Origin of the sequence: Nocardioides sp. B-3 (assembly GCF_024703895.1) — a bacterium.
Taxonomy (GTDB): Bacteria; Actinomycetota; Actinomycetes; order Propionibacteriales; family Nocardioidaceae; genus Nocardioides.
The window spans coordinates 3,070,793-3,089,410 of the sequence record NZ_CP087968.1 but is presented as its reverse complement, the minus strand read 5'-3'; the positions used below and the strand labels follow the sequence as shown (position 1 = coordinate 3,089,410).

The window sequence follows — 18,618 nt, the reverse complement described above, 5'->3', positions numbered from 1 at the left end:
TGACCGTCAGCGGGCCCGGGGGTAGCCACAGCCGAAGCGCATCGCGTTGTCGATGTCGACCGCAGAGGCGTAGCCGGCCTCGAACATGCGCGCGGCGTGGTTCAGGTACGGGAGGACGAGCGCGTCGTGGATCTGCTCGTTCGTCAGCTCAGTCATGCGGCAAAGTGTGACACCGGGTTATACCCATGAGTAACCCCCGACGCCTGAGACGTCGGTCACCTCCGACGCTTCACGGCCGGGTCACGACCACGCGATCGCCGGGTCGTACGGCGCCGGGCTGGACGACGCGCACACAGCCCGCGCAGCCGACGTGGCTTGCCTTCGGGGCCGTTCACGAAGGCCATCGCGTCCTTGCCTGTAGCGCGATGAACTTGGCGCAGCCGTTGTGCGGCTGGTCCGTCACCTCGATCACCGCTCCCCCGTCGCCCGGCTCGCCGAACATCAGCAGGCTCCATGCGGGCAGGTTCTCGTGTGACAGGTCGAGGTCGAGGAAGAGCTGGTCGCCGGCCAACGCCTCGCGCTCGGCGTCCCGGGCGACGAACTCGACCAGCCGGTGGTTCATCACGTTGAGCTGCATGTCGGGGGTGCGCCGCCCCATCGGGCGTACGGCGACTACCGCGCGCGTCCCAGCTGTCGCCGACGAGCCCGACCGCCGGGTCGAGCTCACCGAGGGCGAGCACCTCGCGCTGGCCGACCGCAGGTCGCCGTACGACGAGGCGGACCGTGCCCTCGTCCTTGGGCGAGGCGTCGAGCGTCGGCAGGAACGCGTGCAGCTCCTCGTTGGTGCGGTGTCGGCGCAGGGTCCGCCGGGCCGGGGTGCTGGCCGTCAGGTCGGCCTCCGCCTCCAGCGCGAGCTGGTGGGAGGCCCGCGGCTCTTCGGGGGTGAACGGCTCGAAGCCCGGCCCGGTCGCCCCCGCCTCGACGAGGGTCGTGACCTGCCCGTGGCCGCGCACGGCGAGCTGCTCGCAGACCGCCTCGACGAGCGCATCTCCGACCAGCGCGTCGTCCTGCTCGGTCCACACGGCCAGCTGGGCCAGTGTGCCCGGCCATCGGGGAAGCTGACTCGCGCGAAGCCGACGGGCGGGTCGCTGACGACGAGCACCATCTCCTCGCGTCCGACGTCGCCGGCCGGGCCGGTCAGCAGGGGAAGGTCGCGGGCGCGAGCGGGTCGCACGTCGGGGAGCGGTCACGGGGTCACTGTAGATTCACGCCCCGTGAGGATCGTCGTTGCGCTGCCGCGGTGGACTATGCCGGCCGATTGACCGCCCATCTGCCCATGGCGACGCGGGTCTTGATGATCAAGGCCGACGGCTCCGTGCTCGTGCACTCCGACGGCGGGTCCTACAAGCCGCTCAACTGGATGTCTCCGCCGGCCACGTTCCGCGAGGGCAGCACCGAGGACGGACAGGTCGAGTGGACCGTCACGGCGGCCAAGACCGACGACACCCTGCGCATCCTGATCGAGGAGATCCACGCCGACTCCATCCACGACCCGGGGCTCGACCCCGGCCTGCAGAAGGACGGCGTCGAGAAGCACCTCCGGGAGCTGCTCGCCGAGCACCCCGCGACCCCGGCCGACGGCCTGACGCTCGTACGCCGCGAGTTCCCGACCGCCATCGGTCCCGTCGACCTGATGTGCCGCGACGACGCCGGCCTCAGCGTCGCCGTCGAGATCAAGCGGCGTGGCGACATCGACGGCGTCGAGCAGCTGACCCGCTATCTCGAGCTCCTCAACCGCGACCCGCTGCTCAACAGCAAGGGGCCGGTCCGCGGCATCTTCGCCGCCCGGGAGATCAAGCCCCGGGCGCGGGTTCTCGCGACCGACCGCGGGATCGCCTGCGCGCTCGTCGACTACGACCTGCTGCGCGGCATGGACGACTCCGAGCACCGGCTCTTCTGACTCACCGCGCCGCGCACGCGACCCCGCTGCTCGCGTTCCGGCCTGCATTTCCACTCGCACGAGTGGAAATTCATCCGCCGTCGAGCGTGGGACCGCCCGTCTCGGCCTGAATTTCCACTCGCTCGAGTGGAAGTTCATCGGCGGCCGGGGCCCGGTGCGGCGTGACCGCTACCCTCACCCGGTGACCAGCGAGCGGATCTACCACATCGCCACCCGTGCGGACTGGGAGGCGACGATCGAGTCGGGGACGTACACGACCTCGACCGCCGGGAGGACGCTCGCAGACGAAGGCTTCATCCACGCCTCACGCCGCGAGCAGGTGCAGGGCGTGTTCGACCGTTACTACGCAGCGGCCGGCGAGCCGCTCGTGCTGCTGACGATCGACCCTGCGCGGCTGGAGTCGGAAGTATGCGCGGAAGCCGTCGGCGACGACACCTACCCGCACGTCTACGGCCCGATCAACCGCAAGGCCGTCGTCGACGTCGTGCCGCTGGACCGGCACGGGCGTCCGGAGACGTTCGCCCGGGTCTTCATCAGGGGCGTCGCGAAGCGGATGGGCATCGCGGTGCTGGTGATGGCACTGATCGTGATCGCCGTCGTCGTGGCCGGCAAGATCGCGAGTTGATCAGGCGGCCTTCTTGCCGGCCTTCTTGATCTGGGACTTCTTCACCTTGACGAGCTTGCGCTTGTGCACGGTGTAGCCCTCGGGCAGGGTGCCCTCCCTGAGCATGCGCAGGGGGCAGCGGTTGCACTTCGACTTCGAAACGCAACATTCCTTCTTCGGAAGCTTCATGACCTTGCCGCGCTTGCCCTTGCCCATGGCCCGCACGATACCCGATGAAGGCTTGCCTTACCTAAGGCGTCCGTCACATCGGCAACGTTTCGCCCGCCCACGACCGGGCGACCCAGCCGTCCGCGTCCGCCGCGAGCTCGATGACGTCGCAGTTCGCGAGCGGGCGGGTCAGCGGGAAGCGAGGCTCGAGGTTGCGTGCCGGGTTCGAGATCGCCGTACAGATGGCCCCGCCATGGCTGATGACCAGCACGGCCTCGCCGCGATAGCGATCGGCGGCTTCCTCGAGCACGCCACACATCCGCTCGATGACCCGGGCGCCCGACTCGCCTCCGCGGATGGGCGTGTCCAGCCGACCCTCGAGCCAGTCGTCGAAGACCGGGCGGAACGGATCAGGCTCCGCGGGCTGGCCCGCGTGGGACCCGACACCGAACTCGCGCAGGTCATGACGGACGGTCACCCCGACTCCGAGCCGCGCGGCCACGATCTCGCCCGTCTGGACGGCGCGCGACATCGAGCTCGTGTAGACGTGGGCGATGCGCTCCCCCGCCACCGGGTCCGCGAGCGCCAAGGCCTGCGTCCTGCCCAGCGCGCTCAGGCTGCCGCCGGCATCCGACAGCAGCTCCGACTCGTACTCGGCCTCGCCGTGCCGGGCCACGAACACCCGGGCGGCACATTGGAGATCCCCCATGACCCGAGCCTAGGACAGGTCGTTGGCCTTGCGAATCACGTCGACGATGCCGCCCATGATGGCGGTCAGCCCGAAGTCCTTCGGCGTGTAGACGGCCGCGACACCCTGCTCCATCAGCCGCTTGCCGTCGGACTCGGGGATGATGCCGCCGACGATCACCGGGATGTCGTCGAGGCCCGCGGCCCGCAGCCCCTCGAGCACGTCGGGCACCAGCTCCATGTGCGAGCCCGACAGGATCGAGAGACCGACGCAGTGCACGTCCTCGGCGATCGCCGCGGCCACGATCTGCTCCGGCGTCAGCCGGATGCCCCGGTAGATGACCTCGAAGCCGGCGTCGCGGGCGCGTACGGCGACCTGCTCCGCACCATTGCTGTGACCGTCCAGACCGGGCTTGCCCACGAGCAGTCGGAGTCGGCCGCCGAGCTCCGCGCCCGTGGCCCTGACCTTCTCGCGGACCGCCGTCAGCTCGGCACCGGCCTCGACCACACCGATCGCACCGGAGACCCCGGTGGGGGGCGCGGAACTCGCCGAACACCTCGCGCAGGGTGCCGGCCCACTCCCCCGTCGTGGCGCCGGCGCGGGCGGCGGCCGTGGTCGCGTGCATCAGGTTCTTGTCGGTCTTCGCCTCGGCAGCGAGCGTGGCGAGCGCCGCGGTCACTGCGGCCTCGTCCCGCTGGGCCTTCCAGTCGGCGACGGACTTGAGCGCGGTCGCCTCGGCCTGCGGGTCGGCGGCCATGATCGCGTCGTCGAGGTTGGCGGTCAGCGGCGAGGGCTCGGTGGTGTCGAACTTGTTCACCCCGACGACGATCTCGTCGCCGGCCTCGATCCGGGCCCGGCGAGCGGCGTGGGCACTGACCAGCGCCTGCTTCATGTAGCCGGACTCGACGGCGGCGATCGCTCCGCCCATGGCCTGCACGCGGTCGATCTCTGCCTTGGCACCTTCTACGAGCGAGGCGACCTTGGCGGCAATGACGTGCGAGCCGTCGAAGATGTCGTCGTACTCCAGCAGGTCGGACTCGAAGGCGAGCACCTGCTGCAGGCGCAGCGACCACTGCTGGTCCCACGGTCGCGGGAGGCCGAGGGCCTCGTTCCACGCCGGCAGCTGTACGGCGCGGGCGCGGGCGTTCTTCGACAACGTGACCCCGAGCATCTCCAGCACGATCCGCTGGACGTTGTTCTCGGGCTGCGCCTCGGTGAGGCCCAGCGAGTTGACCTGCACGCCGTAGCGGAAGCGGCGCATCTTCTCGTCCTCGACGCCGTAGCGCTCGCGGGTGATCTCGTCCCAGAGCTGCACGAAGGCCCGCATCTTGCAGGTCTCCTCGACGAAGCGGACGCCGGCGTTGACGAAGAAGCTGATCCGGCCGACGACCTTCTCGAAGTCGTCCTCGGAGACCTGCCCGGAGTTCTTGACCTGGTCGAGCACCGCGATCGCCGTACACAACGCGTAGGCCAGCTCCCGGGTGGGCGTCGCCCCGGCCTCCCGGAGGTGGTAGCTGCAGATGTTGATCGGGTTCCACTTGGGGATCTCGTGGACCGTGTAGGCGATCATGTCGCTGATCAGGCGCAACGAGTGCTCGGGCGGGAAGACGTAGGTCCCGCGCGAGAGGTATTCCTTGATGATGTCGTTCTGGGTCGTGCCCGCGAGCTGGTGGGCGACCTCGGACGGCGCCATGCCGGGGTTCTGCTCCTCCGCGGCGACTGGTACATCGCGAGCAGCCACATGGCGGTCGCGTTGATCGTCATCGAGGTGTTCATCCCCGTCAGCGGGATGTCCTCGAACAGGCGGCGCATCTCGCCCATGTGCGGGATCGGCACGCCGACCTTGCCGACCTCGCCGCGGCTGAGCGGGGAGTCGGGGGTCGTAGCCGGTCTGCGTCGGCAGGTCGAAGGCCACACTGAGGCCGGTCTGGCCCTTGGCGAGGTTGCCGCGGTAGAGCGCGTTGGACGCGGCGGCCGTGGAGTGGCCGGCGTAGGTCCGCATCACCCACGGGCGATCCTTCTCGGGACGTGCGGCCTCAACCTGCTTGTCTGTCATGGGCACAGGGTATGGCCCGCATTACCACTGAGTCACCGGATGGAAATGTGAAGAACCCCACCCGGTCAGGCGCTGGCAGCCTGCCGCTCGACCTCGAACGAGTGCGCCAACCGCGAGAGGTGCATCATCCGGCGCACCGACGGCCCGCAGTTGCGCAGCGTCAGGTGGTGTCCCGACCGGGTGGCCCGCCGGGTGGCCACGGCCAGCACTCGCAGGGCCGTGACGTCGATGGTGTCGACCCGGGTCATGTCGACGACCACGTCCTGCTCGGTGCCCTCGAGGCACTCGTAGATCGCGTTGCGCACCACGAAGGTGCTGCGGACGTCGAAGTCGCCGTGGAGTATGAGTGTGGTGCCGTCGAAGGTGATGACCATGGTGTTGCCCCCTGTGTCCCGAGATTGGACTGCATTCCCCCGGAGCCGTGCAGCGGAGTGACCGCCGTCACCGACTATGACGCAGTACTACCCGCGACCGTTGCATTCATGCCACACCTTTTCGGTGTGTCCCGAGCGATACGCTCACCGACATGGTCAACCTGACGCGCATCTACACCCGCACCGGCGATGCCGGCTCCACCCGGCTCGGCGACATGAGCGAGACCACGAAGAACGACCTGCGCCTGCATGCGTACGCCGATGTCGACGAGGCCAACGCGACGATCGGCCCGGCATTGGCCCGGGGCAGGCTCGAGGACGATGTCGTCAAGGTGCTCACGCACGTGCAGAACGACCTCTTCGACGTCGGCGCCGACTTCTGCACCCCGGTCGTGGAGAACCCCGAGTTCCCGCCCCTACGGATCGAGCAGGACTACGTCGACCGGCTCGAGTCCCGGTGCGACCTCTACAACGAGCAGCTGCCCAACCTGCGCTCGTTCATCCTCAACGGCGGCACGGAGGGCGCGGCCCTGCTGCACGTCGCCCGCACCGTCGTCCGCCGGGCCGAGCGGTCCGCCCGGGCGGCCTACGCCGAGCACGGCGACACCATGAACAAGCTGGCGATCACCTATCTCAACCGCCTTTCCGACCTCGTCTTCATCCCGGCCCGCCACGCGAACCGGGAGAACGGCGACGTGCTGTGGGTCCCGGGCGGCGAGCGCTCCACCGATTGATCCATTGACATGTGACCAAATGGTCACCTATTCTCGAGCGCATGGACGAGGTGTTCAAGGCACTGGCAGACCCGACCCGTCGGGCGTTGCTGGACGCTTTTCGCGACCGACGGTCAGACGCTGAGCGCCCCGGAGGGGCGCCTCGAGATGACGCGCTTCGGCGTGATGAAGCACCTGAAGGTGCTCGAGGAGGCCGGCGTGGTCACCACGCGCCGCGAAGGCCGCGAGAAGCTGCACTTCCTCAACCCCGTCCCGATCAGGCTCGTCCACGACCGGTGGGTGAGCAAGTTTGCCGAGCCCCGGGCCGCGACGCTCAGCGGGCTCAAGACCTATCTGGAGGATGAGGACATGACCACCGTCAAGACCGTTTCCTGGGCCGAGGGCACCGCTCCCGTCGCCGAGGGCACCGCCGTGTTCGAGGTATTCATCAAGACCACTCCCGAGCGACTCTGGGAGGCGATCACCGACCCCGCGCAGCGGGCGATCTACAGCTTCGGTGTCCAGACGCAGAGCGACTGGACCTCGGGCTCCGACTACACCGCGGGCATCCCGGGGGTCGTCGACATCTCCTCGGGCACCAACATCGAGGTCGATCCGCCCCATCTCCTGGTGCAGACGTTCGACGCCCTGTGGAGCGACGACGTCAAGGCACAGGGCACGACCCGCGTCACCCGGGAGATCGAGCAGGTCGGCACCTCGTGCCGGCTGACGGTGATCCACGACGGCCTGCCCGCCCGGGCCAACCCCGAGCTGTACGGCGGTTGGCCGATGATCCTGTCCGGCCTCAAGACGCTCCCCGGAGACCGGAGAGCCGCTCGACACCCCCGGCTCGCTGATGTACTCCTGAGGGGTGACCGACGACGCTCGCTGGGCAACCCACCCGGTCACCGCGGCGCGGTTCGACGACTTCGCCGACGTCATCAACCCCAACCGGCGCGACACGCACTGCTGGTGCCTGTCGCACCGGTTGCAGGCCGAGCAGATCGACGAGCTCGGCGACGGCAGCCGTGAGAGCGCCGCGCGAGCCCCGGCCACGCAGCGGGGCAGCTTCGGCGTCGTCACCTACCGCGACGAGGTGCCCGTTGGCTGGTGCCACGTGGCCCCGCGCGCGGAGATCACCCGGCTGGCCGCCTCCCGGCTGATCCGGCCGATCGACGACCTCCCCGTCTGGAGCATCATCTGTGTCGTCGTGAGGTCGGGGCACCTGCAGGCTGGGTGTCACCCAGCACTTGATCGAGGGCGCCGTGTCCTACGCCGCAGCGCGAGGCGCCCCGGCCGTGGAGACCTATCCCGTCGACCCGCCCGGTCGGATGGACCTGACCATGGCGTTCGTCGGCACCCGGGCCATGTTCGAGCGGTGCGGCTTCGAGGTGGTGGGGAGCACGGACGCGGTCGCGAGCAAGCTGCCACGACTGATCATGCGTCGCGCACTCGGCTGAGCTGCGGTTCGCGCGCGGCCGGCACCACGAGCGCCGCCGGCATGAGGAGTACGGCGACGACCAGCAACGCCTTGAGGGTGCCGACCTCGTCCCCCACGAAACCGAGAAGAGGCGGGCCGGCGAGGAAGGCGGCGTAGCCGATCGTCGAGACGACCGAGACCCGTGCCGCCGCCCGGACCGGATCGTCGGCCGCGGCACTCATGCCCACGGGGAAGCCGAGTGAGGCGCCCGCTCCCCACAGCACGATGCCGGTCACGACCACGGCCGGATGCGAGCCGAAGACGATGAGCACGACGCCGAGTCCCGCGGTCGCCATGGTCCCCCACAGCATCGTCACCCGGCCGAAGCGGTCGATCAGGGTCGTGCCGGCGAAGCGGCCGGCGGTCATCGCCGCGACGAAGACGGCGAAGCCGGCCACGCCTACGGAGTGCGAGACGTCGTGGCCGTCGACCGACCGGGGCGACCGCGAGCCAGTCGTTGGCAGTGCCCTCGGTCGTCGCCGGGGCCAGCACCATCACCCCGATCAGCAGCGTGCGCGGCTCGAGCCGAGCCCGGGCAGCAGACGTGCGCTCGTCGGCGTGGACCTCGACGATCGGCAGGAAGCGCGGCGAGGTCACCCACACCGGGGGCGAGGGCCGGGGCGACCACGGCGACCGGGTGCACCACGGCCGGCACCGACAGCTCGACCAGCAGGGCACCCAGCAGGGCACCGACGACCGTGCCGCCGCTGAAGCCGGCGTGGAAGCGCGGCATGATCGTGCGACCCAGCCCGCGCTCGACCTCGGCACCCTCGACGTTCATGGCGACGTCCCACACGCCGATGCCGACGCCGTACAACAAGAGGCCGACCGTGGTCAGGGCCAGCACCTCACCCGGGCCGACCGCGGCCAACGCCATCCCGAGCGCGGCCGCGACCGCGCCTGAGCCGGACGACCCGCACGGTCCCCCACCGGTTGATGGCCGCCCCGGTCGTGGGCAGAGCAACGACGGACCCGGCGGCGATCGCCAGCAGCAAGAGCCCGAGCTGACCGTTCGTCAGGTCGAAGCTCGACTCGCGCCTCGGGGATGCGCGCGACCCAGCTGGCGAAGACCAGCCCGTTGAGGAAGAAGGTGAGACCGACCGCGTTGCGTGCGGAGGTCAGCGCAGGCATCAGGTGCGGTGCCGATCCCAGTCGGTGCCGGGCGGACCCGCCTCGAGCCGGGACTGGAAACCGGTGAGCGAGGCTTCGCTCATGGCGAGCTCGACGGGACCGTTCGGCGTCGCGCAGGACACGATGACGTGCCCGGCATAGAGGGACATCTGCTCGGCCCCGACGGCGTCGCGGCGTCCGGAGTAGGACAGCGACCCCCGCGACCAGACCCGACGGGGCTGGTGGGACAACGAGAAGATGCGGAACCACTCCGGGTGCTCACCGCTGTAGCGCCCCAGTCCGAGCAGCCAGCCGCGGCCCGGGTGGGCGGTGTGCAGGCGACAGCTGAGCTCGAAGGTGCCGCCGTTGCGAGACAGGACCCGCCGGCGAACGATGAGCGCCAGTCCGTAGAGCAGGGGAAGCAGCAGGAGCACGGCAGCAGACTCGAGGAGCCATTGCCAGACGGGCATCCACTCTCCTGCTGTTGATCGAGGCGGGTGAGGCAGAAACAGAGAAGCGCACGAACCCCAGCGGGGTTCGTGCGCTCACCCTATCGGGCTGTCTGGGCAAGTGGTCAGGAAGCCCGTTCCACTGCACGGATCCGCGCCTCGGCGCGGCGGACTTCCTCGCCGAGGACGTCGAGATTCTTCTCCCCGGAAGCCTTCGCCCGTTCGAGGTCCGCACGGGCCTTCTCGAGGTCGATCTCGTGCGACATCTCTGCGTGCTCCGAGAGGATCGACACGCGGTTGTTGGCCACGGACAGGAAGCCCGCGTCCACGGCCGCGACCCGGGTCTCGCCGTCCTCGGTCAGCACGTCGACGACACCCTCGATGATCACCGAGAGGATCGGCGCGTGCCCCGGCAGGATGCCGACGTCGCCCTCGGTCGTGCGAGCGATCACGCGGCTCGCCGTACCGGACCAGACGAGCCGGTCCGCCGCGACGAGCTCTACCTGAAGGGTGCCAGCCATCAGAGGCTCTTCTGGATCTCGGCCCACTTGCGCTCGACGTCGTCGAGGCCACCGCACATGAAGAACGCCTGCTCGGCGACGTGGTCGTACTCGCCGTTCGCGATCTTGTTGAACGCCTCGATCGTGTCGGCAACCGGAACCGTCGAACCCTCGATGCCGGTGAACTGCTTGGCGACGTAGGTGTTCTGCGAGAGGAAGCGCTGGATGCGACGGGCGCGGAGGACGATGATCTTGTCCTCCTCGGAGAGCTCGTCGACACCGAGGATCGCGATGATGTCCCTCGGAGCTCCTTGTTGCGCTGCAGGATCTGCTTGACGCGGATCGCGCAGTTGTAGTGGTCCTGACCGATGTACTGCGGGTCGAGGATCCGCGACGTCGAGGTCAGCGGGTCGACGGCCGGGTAGATACCGAGCGACGCGATCTCGCGCGAGAGCTCGGTGGTGGCGTCGAGGTGCGCGAAGGTCGTGGCCGGCGCCGGGTCGGTGTAGTCGTCGGCCGGCACGTAGATCGCCTGCAGCGAGGTGATCGAGCGACCACGCGTCGAGGTGATCCGCTCCCGGAGCTGACCCATCTCGTCGGCGAGGTTGGGCTGGTAGCCCACCGCGGACGGCATGCGGCCGAGCAGCGTGGAGACCTCGGAACCGGCCCGGGTGAACCGGAAGATGTTGTCGATGAAGAGCAGCACGTCCCGGTTCTGGACGTCGCGGAAGTACTCCGCCATCGTCAGGGCCGACAGGGCGACCCGCAGGCGGGTGCCCGGCGGCTCGTCCATCTGGCCGAAGACCGGGGCAACCTTGTCGAAGACGCCGGCCTCCTGCATCTCGACGATGAGGTCGTTGCCCTCACGGGTGCGCTCGCCGACACCGGCGAACACCGACACACCACCGTGGTTCTTGGCGACGCGGGCGATCATCTCCCGGATCAGCACGGTCTTGCCGACACCGGCACCACCGAACAGGCCGATCTTTCCACCGGTGACGTAGGGCGTCAGCAGGTCGATGACCTTGATGCCGGTCTCGAACATCTGGGTCTTGGACTCCAGCTGGTCGAACTTCGGCGCCTTGCGGTGGATGCCCCAGCGCTCGGTGACGTCGAGGGTCTCGCCCTCTTCGAGGTTGAGGCAGTCGCCGGTGGTGTTGAACACCTTGCCGAGGGTGACGTCGCCGACGGGCACGGTGATGGACTCACCGGTGTCGACGATCTGGCCGCCGCGGACCGGGCCGTCGGTGGGCTTCATCGAGATGGCACGAACCATGCCGTCACCGATGTGCTGGGCGACCTCGAGGATGATCGTCTTGGTCTCATCACCCAGCTCGAAGGTGCAGGTCAGGGCGTTGTAGATGGGGGGCATCGCGTCGGACGGGAACTCGATGTCCACGACCGGGCCGATGACGCGGGCGATGCGGCCCACGCCGGCCACGGCCTTGGTCTCTGCAGACTCGTTGATGGTGGCAGTCATGTCTTTCACTCACTCCCGGCTTGGGCGTCGGCAAGGGCATTCACGCCGCCGACAATCTCGCTGATTTCTCGGGTAATGCCAGCCCTGGCGAGCCCGGTTGGCAATGCGCTTGTACTTCTTGATGAGCTCGTCGGCGTTGTCCGTGGCGGACTTCATCGCCTTCTGTCGAGCGGCCAGCTCGGAAGCGGCAGCCTGCAGCAGGGCGAAGAAGATCCGGCTCTGGACGTAGCGCGGCAGCAACGAGTCGAGGACCTCACTCGGGGAGGGCTCGAACTCGTAGAGCGGCAGCAGGTCCTCCTCGGCGGGCTTCTCCTCGCCCTCGACGACCTCCAGCGGCAGCAACCGGACCGCGGTGGGCTCCCGGTTGAGCATCGAGCGGAACCGCGTGTAGACCACGTGGACCTCGTCGACACCGGGTGCAGTGCCCTGCTCCGGCGCTGCGTCCGACTCGTTGAGGAACGCCGAGATCAGCGTCTCCCCGATGTCGCGGGCGACGTCGTAGGTCGGCTGGTCACTGAAGCCGGTCCACGCCCGGACGATCGGGCGCTGGCGGAACTTGAAGTAGGCCTCGCCCTTGCGACCGGTGACGTAGATGTCGGCCTGCTTGCCCTCACCCTTGAGCTTCTCGATGAGGCGCTCGGCCTCCTTGAGCACGCTCGAGGAGTAGGCGCCCGCCAGACCGCGGTCGGAGGTGACGATCAGGATCGCCGCCTTCTTCGGGTCCTCCGGCTCCACCGTCAACGCGTGGTCGACGTTGGAGAAGGTGGCGACGGCCGAGACCGCACGCGTGAGCTCACGCGCATGCAGCGGCGGCCCCTGGGCCCGCTGCTGCGCCTTGATGATGCGGGACGCGGCGATGAGCTCCATGGCACGCGTGATCTTCTTCATCGACTCCGTCGACTTGATCCGCGCGGTACTCGCGTACCGAAAGAGCCATCGGTCAGCTCCGCTTCTGCTTGACGATCTGCTCCTGCTCGACGTCCGCGTCCTCGAGAGCGACGTGCTCTTCCTTGCCGGCCTTGATGTTCTGGCCGTCAGAGGTCTCGAACTGGTCGAGGAAGGAGTCGTACGCCGCGATGAGCTGCGTCTCGGTGGAGTCCTCGAACTTCGTGGTCTCGCGGATGCCGGCGAGGATGCCGGCGTGGCTGCGACGCAGGTAGTCGAGGAACTCGTTCTCGAAGCGGAGGACGTCGTCGGTCGGAACGCGGTCGAGGCGGCCGGAGGTGCCGGTCCACAAGGAGACGGTCATCTCCTCGACGGGGTACGGCGAGTACTGCGGCTGCTTCAGCAGCGCCATCAGGCGCTGTCCGCGGTCGAGCTGCTGACGCGAGGCGGCGTCGAGGTCGGAGGCGAACATCGCGAAGGCCTCCATGGCGCGGAACTGCGCCGGGTCGACCTTGAGCGAACCCGTGACCGTCTTCATCGCCTTGGTCATGGCGGAACCACCCACGCGCGAGACCGAGACACCCACGTCGATGGCGGGGCGCTGGTTGGCCGCGAACAGGTCGGACTGCAAGAAGATCTGACCGTCGGTGATCGAGATGACGTTGGTCGGGATGAACGCCGACACGTCGTTGGCCTTGGTCTCGATGATCGGCAGGCCGGTCATCGAGCCCTTGCCCAGCTCGTCGGAGAGCTTGGCGCAACGCTCGAGCAGGCGGCTGTGCAGGTAGAAGACGTCACCCGGGTAGGCCTCGCGGCCCGGCGGACGACGCAGCAGCAGCGACACGGCGCGGTAGGCCTCGGCCTGCTTGGTGAGGTCGTCGAACACGATGAGGACGTGCTTGCCCTCATACATCCAGTGCTGGCCGATGGCCGAGCCGGTGTAGGGGGCGAGGTACTTGAAGCCGGCCGAGTCGGACGCGGGAGACGCGACGATCGTCGTGTACTCGAGCGCGCCGGCCTCTTCCGGGGGCGCCACGCACGGCGGCGATGGTCGAACCCTTCTGACCGATGGCGACGTAGATGCAGCGGACCTGCTTGTCCGGGTCGCCGGACTCCCAGTTGGCCTTCTGGTTGATGATCGTGTCGATCGCGATCGTGGTCTTGCCGGTCGAGCGGTCACCGATGATCAGCTGGCGCTGGCCGCGGCCGATCGGGGTCAGAGCGTCGATCGCCTTGATGCCCGTGGCGAGCGGCTCGTGCACCGACTTGCGCACCATCACGCCGGGAGCCCGGAGCTCCAGCGCGCGGCGACCCTCGAGCGGGGTGATCTCGCCGAGTCCGTCGATCGCGGTGCCGAGCGGGTCGACCACGCGTCCGAGGTAGCCGTCACCGACGGGGACCGAGAGGATCTCGCCCGTACGGCGAACCGACTGGCCTTCCTCGATCTTGTCGAAGTCACCGAGGACGACGACGCCGATCTCGCGGGTGTCGAGGTTCAGCGCAATGCCGAGGGTGCCGTCCTCGAACTCGAGCAGCTCGTTGGCCATGACCGAGGGCAGGCCGCTGACGCGGGCGATGCCGTCGGCTGCCTCGGCAACCGTGCCGACCTCTTCCTTGCTGGCCGCCTCGGGCTTGTAGTCGGACACGAAACGCTGAAGCGCGTCCCGGATCTCGTCCGGACGAATCGAAAGCTCCGTCATTTCCTCTTCCTCGTCTTCATCTGCTGCTGCTCGAAAGTATGGGTGTTCATGTCGCCGGGTCAGCCGGCCAGCTTGCGGCGGGCGTCGTCGATGCGCGTGGCGACGGTGCCGTCGATGACGTCGTCACCGACCTCGACGCGAATGCCGCCGATGATGTCCGGGTCGATCACCACGTTGAGGTGGATCGGCCGGTCGTACTGACGCGACAGGGCGTCCGTGAGGCGCTGCTTCTCTGCGTCGGCCAGCGGGTGCGCCACCCGAACGGTGGCGACTCGCTCGCCGTGCACCCGGGCGGCGACCTGCTGGTAGGTCTTCAGGGCGACAGCCACGGTGCGGTAGGTGCCCGCGAGTGCCTGCCGGGCCAGCGTGATGGTGGCCGGCAGCGCCTTGCCCTCGAGGAGTCCGTTGACCGGGACAGCCTTGTCGTCCACGGACCGGGCCGGGTCGGACAGCGCGTCGCGCAGCGACGGGTTGTCGTTGACGGCCCGGGCGTAGGCGTGCAGCTCGTCCGCGAGGCGGGCCGAGTCGTCGCCGGCGGACCGGACGATTGCCACCTCGCTGAGGTGCTCCAGCGCGTCGCCGAGGTTGCGGGCGACGGTCCAGCGCCGGCCGACGGCCGACACGAGGATGTCCATGGAGACCTGGTCGACCTTGCCACCGAAGATCTCGGTGACCGGGCCGGCCTTCGCCGTGGCGTCGACGGACTGGTCCGTCGTCACGCGGCGCAGGCCGGGCTCGGACCGCAGCAGCGTCGACACCGTGAAGAGGTCGTCGCCGATGCGGCTCGCGTCCGCGCCTGAACCGAGCTTGCTCTCCAGCTCGCTGGTGAGCCCAGCCGGGGCGTCGGCAGATGCTCCACGAAAGGCGGTGGTCATCAGTTGACCCCGCTCCCGGTGCTGGTGGAGCCGTCGCTCTCGAGCTCGGCGAGGAAGCGCTCGACCACGCGGCTCTGGCGAGCCTCGTCGTCCGGGCTCTCCCCGACGATGCGACCGGCAAGACCGGTGGCCGGGGTGCCGACCTCGGCACGCAGGGAGGTGACCGCCTGCTGGCGCTCCGCCTCGATCTGCGTCTTGCCGTGCTCGACGATCCGCGTGGCCTCGGCTCCGGGCCGACTCCCGCATCTCGGCGACGATCTGGGCACCCTGCTCACGCGCTTCCTCACGGATGCGCGCGGCCTCGTGCCGGGCGTCGGCCAGCTGCTTCTCGAGCTCGGCAAGCTTGGCGTCAGCCTCGGCCTGCTTCGACTCGGCGGCGCTCAGGCCGCCCTCGATCGCCTGAGTGCGCTCGGCGAAGGTCTTCTCGAAGTTCGGTACGACGAACTTTCGAATCGCGAAGAACAAGATCGCGAAGACGATCAGCGCCAGCACGATCTCCGAAACGACCGGTACGAGAGGGTTGTGGGCCTCTTCGGCCGCTTGGATAGCGGTGTTCACAGGTGATCTCCCTTATGCCGGGACGGTCGTCAGATGGGCAGGACGAACGCGAGCGCGACGGTGATGATGAAGAGTGCCTCAGCAAGAACGAAGCCAAGGATGGCGATCGACTGCAGGCGGCTCTGAGCCTCGGGCTGACGGGCAACGCCACTGATGAACGCGGCGAAGATCAGGCCGATACCGACACCGGGACCGATGGCGGAGAGGCCGAGGCCGATCATGTTGATGGAGCCTTCCACGGCTTTTCCTTTCGTCGGCGACGCGCTTGTCGCGCCGCTGTTTGGCGAAACTTATGAGGGGTGGATCAGTGCTCGTCTGCGAGCGCTTCCCCGATGTACATCGATGTGAGCAGGGTGAAGACGTAGGCCCGGAGGAACATCACCAGCATCTCCGGGAAGCTCACGCCGATGCCGAGGGCGAAGGACAGGATGCCCACGCCGCCGTACAACAGGTTTCCGCTGGTCAGGAGCGCGGCACCACCGGTCGCGAACAGGATCAGCAGCAGGTGGCCGGCGAACATGTTGCCGAACAGACGCAGCGTGAGCGTGACCGGGCGGACCGGGATGTTGGAGAAGAACTCCAGCGGGACCAGCAGGATCAGGATCGGCCCGGAGACGCCCGAGGGCATCGTCGCGTGCTTGAGGTAGCCGAACAGGCCGTGCTTCCACACGCCGGTGCCGACGTAGACCAGCCGGGGAGATGGCCGCCAGCGGGACGACGAAGCCGATGCGCGAGAAGCTCGAGAACTGCAGCAGCGGGATGATGCCGTAGTAGTTGTTCACGAGGATGAACATGAACAACGAGAAGAGGTAGGGCACGAACTTCATGAAGTGCTCGCTGCCGATGTTGTCGCGAGCCAGCGTGTTGCGCACGAAGCCGTAGACGGCCTCCCCGGCGAACTGAAGGCGGCCCGGGACCAGCTGGCGCTTGCCCGAGGCAGCGATCGTGAAGCCCGGGATCAGCACGGCCGAGAGGATCAGCAGCAGCATCGGCTTGGTGACGCCGAAGTCGCCGACGTGGAACACCGGGGGCAGCTCGAAGCTGCCCGGGCCGGGAGCGTGGAAACCGCTCTCCTCGACTGCAGCGCCCTCACTCAGAGTCACGTGGAAGCTCATTCTCTCTCCTGCCTTGGCTCTGCTTGTCCCTGGCGCGGGCTGAGCCCGCCGAACCGTCCGAAAGTCATGTAGATCGCCAGCGCCACACCGAGCAGGATGCCGACGACGACGAGGAACCCGGTTCCGAGCCATCGATCGAGACCCCAGCCGATGAGACCGTAGATCGCAGCACCCGAGACGAGGTAGGAGAACGCCAACCGGGGGTCGCCGTAATGGGGTTCGTCGGGATGCTCCGAAGAGGCCTGCTGCTGAGCCATCGCGCCCCGGACAATAGCAGGCGTGGGTGGTCATCGCGCACCCGGCTCAGGGAGGTCGTAGACCGGGATCCGGGCCCGCATGGCGGCGATGATTTGGGCCACCATCCGGGCCAGCGTGGCGACGGCGACGCCGCCCCCGAACCAGCGTCGGTCGAAGGTGTCGTCCATCATCCCGTTGCGCGCCAGACCGAGCACGACGGCGGCCAGCACGACCAGCTGCACGGCGTAGGTCACGAGCGCGACGAGCACGGTCATGCTGGGCATGATCGAGGCCACGGTGTTGAGGACATAGACCCCGAAGCCGATCACCGCGACGACCAGCAGCGTGCTGACGGCGACGCTGCGCACCGCGGTGGCGTCGGCGAAGAGCCGAGCGAGCAGGGCCATCACCGGGCCGGCGACGAACGCCGCTCCGGCGGCACCGAGGAGCACGAAAGCACCCGGGCGGGTGTCCTGCTTCGACTCGGTCGTCATGGCGGCGGCCGTCCTGTGGAGGGGTCAGATCAGTGCGGAAAACCCTTGATCTACGGGGCTTCTCGTCCGCTCGTGAAAACTATCACAAAGTTTCCGGGCCCTGACAACCGGCCCTGTTCGCACCGGGCTTGTGCAGCACCGGCAGGACGAACGTCATCACCGCCACCAGCACGAACGCGGCTCCCAGTCCGACCCACGTGGAGGCCCCGCTGCGCAGGCTGACGAGCACCGATCCCCCGGCGACCGGGGCGGCCCACATCCACATGATGTAGACGGCGCGACGCTGCGAGTGCCCGATCTCGAGCAGGCGGTGGTGCAGGTGCTGCTTGTCAGGCGCGAACGGCGAGCGACCGGCCCGCGTGCGGCGTACGACCGCCAGCACCGGGTCGGCCACGGGCACCATCAGCAGCGAGGCCGGCAGCAGCACCGGAAGCACCGTCACGAGCAGGTTGTTGCCGTCGGAGTCGATCTCGTTGCCGGCGAACTGGCCGGTGACCGTCAGGGCGCTGGCCGAGAGCACCAGACCGATCAGCATCGAGCCGGAGTCGCCCATGAAGAGCCTCGCCGGGTGGAAGTTGTGCGGCAGGAAGCCGGCGCACGCCCCCGCCGGGCTGGCCGTGAGCAGCGCCCCGGTGGTGGCCAGCGTCAGGTCGTTCTTGCTGGCCGGGACGTAGCAGAAGAGGAAGAACGCGACGGCGCCGATGCCGACCACGCCGGCCGCCAGCCCGTCGAGCCCGTCGACGAAGTTGACGGCGTTGATGGTCGCGATCACCACGACGACGCTCAGCAGGGCCCCCTGCGCGGGATCCGGGATGAACTGGCTGCTGCCGTCGAGGCCCGGGAAGTAGTAGAACCGCACCCCGAAGACCACGAGCAGTGCGGCGGCCAGCACGGCCGCCGAGCTTGGTCAGCGCATCGATGTCGAAGATGTCGTCGAGGACGCCGACGGCACAGACCGGGGGCACCGGCGAGCAGCACCACGCCGGCGTCGCGGAAGACGAACGGGTCGCTGCGCGAGAGGAACGGCAGCTCCCGGGCCACGAGGTAGGCCGCGCCCGGGCCACCGAGCATGGCGAGCCCTCCCATGTAGGGAATCGGCTCGGTGTGGACGTCGCGATCACGGACCGCCGCGACCGCGCCAGTGCGCAGCGCGATCTCGCGTGCGATCACGGTCAGCAGGTAGGTGACGGTGCCGGCAACGAGGAAGACGAGGAGGTATTCGCGCATCTGCG

The 18,618-nt window shown here is 68.6% G+C and carries 20 protein-coding genes and 7 pseudogenes; 5 read left to right on the top strand and 22 right to left on the bottom strand.

Annotated features, from left to right (window positions below; translation table 11 throughout):
* Positions 1–6: 6 nt before the first annotated feature.
* Positions 7–156 (bottom strand): 3-hydroxyacyl-CoA dehydrogenase family protein, encoded by a 150-nt coding sequence (locus LP418_RS20625; protein ID WP_257953469.1) that lies wholly within the window; start codon positions 154–156, stop codon positions 7–9.
* Between the two features lie 59 nt (positions 157–215).
* Positions 216–1,190 carry a hypothetical protein gene (locus LP418_RS20620; protein WP_257953468.1) on the bottom strand — a complete coding sequence of 325 codons (975 nt, stop codon included), beginning with the start codon at positions 1,188–1,190 and terminating at the stop codon, positions 216–218.
* Between the two features lie 86 nt (positions 1,191–1,276).
* Here LP418_RS20620 and nucS point away from each other — a divergent pair, with 86 nt between their 5' ends.
* Positions 1,277–1,900, top strand: a complete 624-nt coding sequence (gene nucS, locus LP418_RS20615; RefSeq protein WP_442939969.1) for an endonuclease — start codon at positions 1,277–1,279, stop codon at positions 1,898–1,900.
* A 181-nt stretch (positions 1,901–2,081) separates the two neighbouring features.
* Positions 2,082–2,525, top strand: a complete 444-nt coding sequence (locus tag LP418_RS20610) for a DUF952 domain-containing protein (protein ID WP_257953466.1) — start codon at positions 2,082–2,084, stop codon at positions 2,523–2,525.
* Here the strand turns inward: LP418_RS20610 and LP418_RS20605 are convergent, their stop codons facing one another.
* The 5 genes and pseudogenes from LP418_RS20605 to LP418_RS20575 form a co-directional block, all read right to left on the bottom strand.
* Positions 2,526–2,720 (bottom strand): hypothetical protein, encoded by a 195-nt coding sequence (locus LP418_RS20605; RefSeq protein WP_257953465.1) that lies wholly within the window; start codon positions 2,718–2,720, stop codon positions 2,526–2,528.
* Positions 2,721–2,766: 46 nt separating this feature from the next.
* A complete protein-coding gene (locus tag LP418_RS20600; RefSeq protein ID WP_257953464.1) occupies positions 2,767–3,381 on the bottom strand; it encodes a histidine phosphatase family protein in 615 nt (204 codons plus the stop codon).
* 9 nt (positions 3,382–3,390) lie between these two features.
* Positions 3,391–3,780, bottom strand: coding sequence for a cobalamin B12-binding domain-containing protein (locus tag LP418_RS20595; protein WP_257957129.1), 390 nt, complete (start codon positions 3,778–3,780; stop codon positions 3,391–3,393).
* 187 nt (positions 3,781–3,967) lie between these two features.
* Positions 3,968–5,362: pseudogene (locus LP418_RS34005) on the bottom strand (methylmalonyl-CoA mutase family protein); the annotation flags it as partial.
* A gap of 119 nt (positions 5,363–5,481) precedes the next feature.
* A complete protein-coding gene (locus LP418_RS20575) occupies positions 5,482–5,790 on the bottom strand; it encodes an STAS domain-containing protein (RefSeq protein WP_257953461.1) in 309 nt (102 codons plus the stop codon).
* A 152-nt stretch (positions 5,791–5,942) separates the two neighbouring features.
* Between LP418_RS20575 and LP418_RS20570 the strand changes: the two genes are divergently transcribed.
* From LP418_RS20570 to LP418_RS20560, 3 genes are all read left to right on the top strand, one after another.
* Positions 5,943–6,524: a cob(I)yrinic acid a,c-diamide adenosyltransferase gene (locus LP418_RS20570; protein ID WP_257953460.1), complete on the top strand. Its 582-nt coding sequence runs from the start codon at positions 5,943–5,945 to the stop codon at positions 6,522–6,524.
* Positions 6,525–6,671: 147 nt separating this feature from the next.
* Positions 6,672–7,535, top strand: a complete 864-nt coding sequence (locus LP418_RS20565; protein ID WP_257953459.1) for an ArsR/SmtB family transcription factor — start codon at positions 6,672–6,674, stop codon at positions 7,533–7,535.
* 218 nt (positions 7,536–7,753) lie between these two features.
* Complete coding sequence (locus LP418_RS20560; RefSeq protein WP_257953458.1) at positions 7,754–7,963, top strand: hypothetical protein; 210 nt, start codon at positions 7,754–7,756, stop codon at positions 7,961–7,963.
* Here LP418_RS20560 and LP418_RS20555 read toward each other — a convergent pair.
* The 15 genes and pseudogenes from LP418_RS20555 to LP418_RS20485 all read right to left on the bottom strand — a co-directional run bounded on the left by LP418_RS20555 (position 7,941) and on the right by LP418_RS20485 (position 18,613).
* The gene (locus LP418_RS20555) at positions 7,941–8,381 is read right to left on the bottom strand and encodes an MFS transporter (RefSeq protein WP_257953457.1); all 441 of its coding nucleotides are present in this window, start codon (positions 8,379–8,381) and stop codon (positions 7,941–7,943) included. The genes LP418_RS20560 and LP418_RS20555 overlap by 23 nt on opposite strands.
* Before the next feature lie 2 nt (positions 8,382–8,383).
* Positions 8,384–8,860, bottom strand: a complete 477-nt coding sequence (locus LP418_RS20550) for a hypothetical protein (RefSeq protein WP_257953456.1) — start codon at positions 8,858–8,860, stop codon at positions 8,384–8,386.
* Between the two features lie 253 nt (positions 8,861–9,113).
* On the bottom strand, positions 9,114–9,527 hold the full coding sequence (locus tag LP418_RS20545; protein ID WP_257953455.1) for a DUF2550 domain-containing protein: 414 nt from the start codon (positions 9,525–9,527) through the stop codon (positions 9,114–9,116).
* 140 nt (positions 9,528–9,667) lie between these two features.
* Positions 9,668–10,063, bottom strand: a complete 396-nt coding sequence (locus LP418_RS20540) for a F0F1 ATP synthase subunit epsilon (RefSeq protein WP_257953454.1) — start codon at positions 10,061–10,063, stop codon at positions 9,668–9,670.
* Positions 10,063–11,522 (bottom strand): annotated as a pseudogene (gene atpD / locus LP418_RS20535) (F0F1 ATP synthase subunit beta). The gene LP418_RS20540 and the pseudogene atpD overlap by 1 nt, the downstream one beginning before the upstream one ends.
* 5 nt (positions 11,523–11,527) lie before the next feature.
* Positions 11,528–12,459: pseudogene (locus tag LP418_RS20530) on the bottom strand (F0F1 ATP synthase subunit gamma).
* Positions 12,460–12,462: 3 nt separating this feature from the next.
* Positions 12,463–14,107, bottom strand: a pseudogene (gene atpA / locus LP418_RS20525) (F0F1 ATP synthase subunit alpha).
* Positions 14,108–14,166: 59 nt separating this feature from the next.
* Positions 14,167–14,982, bottom strand: a complete 816-nt coding sequence (locus LP418_RS20520) for a F0F1 ATP synthase subunit delta (protein ID WP_257953453.1) — start codon at positions 14,980–14,982, stop codon at positions 14,167–14,169.
* Positions 14,982–15,528, bottom strand: a pseudogene (locus LP418_RS20515) (F0F1 ATP synthase subunit B). The gene LP418_RS20520 and the pseudogene LP418_RS20515 overlap by 1 nt, the downstream one beginning before the upstream one ends.
* Positions 15,529–15,569: 41 nt before the next feature.
* Positions 15,570–15,779 carry an ATP synthase F0 subunit C gene (atpE, locus tag LP418_RS20510; RefSeq protein ID WP_036490454.1) on the bottom strand — a complete coding sequence of 70 codons (210 nt, stop codon included), beginning with the start codon at positions 15,777–15,779 and terminating at the stop codon, positions 15,570–15,572.
* Between the two features lie 65 nt (positions 15,780–15,844).
* Positions 15,845–16,210 (bottom strand): F0F1 ATP synthase subunit A, encoded by a 366-nt coding sequence (locus LP418_RS20505; protein ID WP_336276111.1) that lies wholly within the window; start codon positions 16,208–16,210, stop codon positions 15,845–15,847.
* An 85-nt stretch (positions 16,211–16,295) separates the two neighbouring features.
* Positions 16,296–16,529: pseudogene (locus LP418_RS20500) on the bottom strand (F0F1 ATP synthase subunit A); the annotation flags it as partial.
* Between the two features lie 122 nt (positions 16,530–16,651).
* Positions 16,652–16,912 carry an AtpZ/AtpI family protein gene (locus tag LP418_RS20495; RefSeq protein WP_257953452.1) on the bottom strand — a complete coding sequence of 87 codons (261 nt, stop codon included), beginning with the start codon at positions 16,910–16,912 and terminating at the stop codon, positions 16,652–16,654.
* Positions 16,913–16,942: 30 nt separating this feature from the next.
* Complete coding sequence (locus tag LP418_RS20490; protein ID WP_257953451.1) at positions 16,943–17,386, bottom strand: hypothetical protein; 444 nt, start codon at positions 17,384–17,386, stop codon at positions 16,943–16,945.
* Between the two features lie 82 nt (positions 17,387–17,468).
* Positions 17,469–18,613 (bottom strand): annotated as a pseudogene (locus tag LP418_RS20485) (glycosyltransferase family 4 protein).
* Between the last annotated feature and the right edge of the window lie 5 nt (positions 18,614–18,618).

Coding starts and splice junctions, on each gene's coding strand:
- LP418_RS20625 (WP_257953469.1), bottom strand. CDS start 156: ATGACTGAGCTGACGAACGAGCAGATCCACGACGCGCTCGTCCTCCCG.
- nucS (WP_442939969.1), top strand. CDS start 1,277: ATGGCGACGCGGGTCTTGATGATCAAGGCCGACGGCTCCGTGCTCGTG.
- LP418_RS20605 (WP_257953465.1), bottom strand. CDS start 2,720: ATGGGCAAGGGCAAGCGCGGCAAGGTCATGAAGCTTCCGAAGAAGGAA.
- LP418_RS20600 (WP_257953464.1), bottom strand. CDS start 3,381: ATGGGGGATCTCCAATGTGCCGCCCGGGTGTTCGTGGCCCGGCACGGC.
- LP418_RS20575 (WP_257953461.1), bottom strand. CDS start 5,790: ATGGTCATCACCTTCGACGGCACCACACTCATACTCCACGGCGACTTC.
- LP418_RS20570 (WP_257953460.1), top strand. CDS start 5,943: ATGGTCAACCTGACGCGCATCTACACCCGCACCGGCGATGCCGGCTCC.
- LP418_RS20565 (WP_257953459.1), top strand. CDS start 6,672: ATGACGCGCTTCGGCGTGATGAAGCACCTGAAGGTGCTCGAGGAGGCC.
- LP418_RS20550 (WP_257953456.1), bottom strand. CDS start 8,860: ATGGCGTTGGCCGCGGTCGGCCCGGGTGAGGTGCTGGCCCTGACCACG.
- LP418_RS20540 (WP_257953454.1), bottom strand. CDS start 10,063: ATGGCTGGCACCCTTCAGGTAGAGCTCGTCGCGGCGGACCGGCTCGTC.
- LP418_RS20520 (WP_257953453.1), bottom strand. CDS start 14,982: ATGACCACCGCCTTTCGTGGAGCATCTGCCGACGCCCCGGCTGGGCTC.
- LP418_RS20495 (WP_257953452.1), bottom strand. CDS start 16,912: ATGGCTCAGCAGCAGGCCTCTTCGGAGCATCCCGACGAACCCCATTAC.
- LP418_RS20490 (WP_257953451.1), bottom strand. CDS start 17,386: ATGACGACCGAGTCGAAGCAGGACACCCGCCCGGGTGCTTTCGTGCTC.